This is a genomic window from Coprobacter sp., from assembly GCF_982436375.1.
Genome location: NZ_CEWDCG010000275.1, coordinates 1 through 2,978 on the forward strand (window position 1 = coordinate 1; position 2,978 = coordinate 2,978).

Here is a 2,978-nt window from a genome sequence, read left to right on the forward strand (position 1 = left end):
ATACCAAACAAAAACATCTCATATCGTGTTTTTTAATACATTAGTTAGATATAAAATTTTTTTATATTAATTTTGCAAAAGTCAAACTTAAAAATACTACGATAATGCTTGATTTACTCATTAGCGGAGGTCTCCCGACAACCGTACCGACACCGGCAGACACGACCAAGGTTGTTTCTTTTTTTGAAAAACTTTCCAGTGCTTCCAATATGTCTCTGCAACAATTATTAGAGCAAATGGTCAGTGGAATAATACATATTTCTATAAAAATACTGATCGCTTTAGTCATATTCTGGGTAGGGAAATGGTTGATGAAAAAAATCAGGAAATTCGTTTCCGGCATTCTAATACGAAGAAATGTAGAACTTTCATTACGCACTTTTCTTCTAAGCCTTATCAACATATCGCTTATGTTGATATTACTCGTTATCGTCATCGGTATTCTCGGTGTCAATACTTCTTCATTTGTCGCATTATTTGCATCAGCAGGTATCGCTGTCGGTATGGCATTGAGCGGGACATTACAGAATTTTGCCGGAGGAGTCATGGTACTCCTTTTCAAGCCTTATAAAGTAGGAGATTATATCGAAGCTCAAGGACAAAGTGGAACAGTAAAAGAGATACAAATATTCAATACTATTTTAAATACACCCGATAATAAGACAATCATTGTACCAAACGGAGGACTGTCAACAGGTATTATCAATAATTATTCGAAAGAAGGTAAGCGCCGGGTGGATTGGACTTTCGGTATCGGATATGGTGATGACTACGACAAAGCTAAAGAAGTATTATCTCGAATGCTCGATGAAGATACACGAGTTCTTAAAGATCCGGCATATTTTATAGCCTTACACAGCTTAGGAGATAGTTCTGTAAATATTGTCGTTAGAGCCTGGGTAGCAACTTCAGATTACTGGTCTGTATATTTCGATATGAACGAAAGAGTCTATAAGGAATTTGGGAAATACGGGCTCAATATACCATTCCCGCAAATGGATGTGCATGTTATAAAAGAACAAGAATAATAGTCGCAAAAAAAATAAAAATGCGGCAACAAAATTTTGTTGCCGCATTTTTATTTTTTTGCGACAGATAGCCTCTTTTTTTAGCTCATAATTTACTATCTTTACAGCTGCTCTTTTATAGGCTACAAGAAAACAGGCATAAAAAAGAGCATATTATCATAATGCTAATATTTAATTATCAACACTTTAGCACTATACAAAGTCATCATTTAATTTAATAATGATGATACAAGTTGCACACAGTCATATAAACCATGAATTGCAACTTGCCGACCTCGATAAAATAAAAAACATATAAATGATAAGTAAATGGAATTACTTACCCCTTACAGAAAAAGAAAAACAAGCCAAAGAGATTCTATCCCGGACATTGGGATTAGATCCCTATATATGCGAGCTACTGGTACTGCGGGGGGTGACAAACGAAACAGATGCAAAAAAGTTTTTCCGCCCCCAATTATCCGATCTATATGATCCGTTTTTACTGAACGACATGGACAAAGCTGTAAATCGTCTGAATAAGGCGATGGGGAGCAAAGAAAAAATACTGATTTACGGAGATTATGATGTGGACGGCACTACAGCTGTCGCCTTAGTGTATAAATTTTTACAGAATTTCTATTCCGGTCTGGACTGCTACATACCTGACCGATATGACGAAGGGTACGGCATTTCGATAAAAGGTATAGATTACGCTGAAGAAAACGGTTTTTCCCTGATCATTGCTCTTGATTGCGGAATAAAAGCAATAGAAAAAGTCGAATATGCAAAAAGCAAAGGGATAGATTTTATTATCTGCGACCACCATGTTCCGGACAAAGAGCTTCCCGGAGCTGTTGCCGTATTAGACCCCAAAAGAGATGACTCGACCTACCCTTATCAACATTTATCAGGATGCGGAGTCGGATTTAAATTTATGCAGGCTTTCGCAATAAGCAACAATCTAAGTATAAAAGAATATCTTTTCCCTTTACTCGATCTTATGGCTGTAAGCATCGCTTCGGATATCGTACCGATAACGGACGAAAACCGAATACTGGCTTTTCATGGGCTTAAACAACTCAACTCCAATCCAAGCAACGGATTAAAAGCCATTATCGACCTCTGCGGTTTGAAAAACAAAGATATTACTACCAGCGATATCGTTTTCAAAATAGGTCCTCGTATTAATGCTTCAGGCAGAGTACAATCCGGCAAAGAGGCAGTGGATCTTCTGATTTCCAAAGATCCTGAAGGAGCTAAAGAAAAAGGGGAAAACATCAACCAATATAATGAAACTCGAAAAGAAATAGACAAGCAGGTCACCGGAGAAGCCAATAAAATCCTCGAGAATCTGAAGGATTTCGAATCGCATAAATCTATTGTAATATATAATCCGGACTGGCATAAAGGCATCATCGCCATCGTAGCTTCTCGCCTTACCGAACTCTACTATCGCCCCGCAATAGTTCTGACATTTTCCAATGGATTAGTTACCGGTTCGGCACGTTCGGTACAAGGATTCGATGTTTACAAAGCAATAGAATCGTGTCGAGACTTATTGGAAAATTTCGGTGGACACACATATGCTGCCGGACTTTCTCTAAAAGAAGAGAACATTCCGACATTTATAGAACGTTTTGAAAATTATGTAGCAGAAAATATTCTTCCGGAACAAATGATGCCCCAAATAGACATCGATGCAACAATTGATTTCAAAGATATAACCCCCTCTTTTTTGAAAACATTAAAACAATTCAATCCGTTCGGACCCGGAAACACCAAACCTATTTTTTGCACCAAACGGGTTTTGGACTACGGAACAAGTCGATTAGTCGGACGTGAATTGGAACACTTAAAATTAGAAATGGTCGATAGCCGTTCAGAAAACATAATGAACGGTATTGCTTTCGGTATGCATGAACATAATGAATATATAAAAGCTCATCACCCTTTCGATATTTGTTATAC

General features: G+C 37.5%; 2 protein-coding genes. Both read left to right on the forward strand.

From position 1 onward, the window contains the following. The first annotated feature begins 104 nt into the window (after positions 1–104). On the forward strand, positions 105–1,028 hold the full coding sequence (locus tag AC1WHX_RS11555; RefSeq protein WP_009316774.1) for a mechanosensitive ion channel family protein: 924 nt from the start codon (positions 105–107) through the stop codon (positions 1,026–1,028). Positions 1,029–1,326: 298 nt separating this feature from the next. After that, positions 1,327–2,978 (forward strand): single-stranded-DNA-specific exonuclease RecJ (gene recJ, locus AC1WHX_RS11560; RefSeq protein ID WP_417040168.1); only part of this gene is annotated, 1,652 nt, incomplete at its 3' end.

Excerpts from the sequence above, each read along its gene's own strand:
- AC1WHX_RS11555 (WP_009316774.1), top strand. The coding sequence starts at position 105 with ATGCTTGATTTACTCATTAGCGGAGGTCTCCCGACAACCGTACCGACA.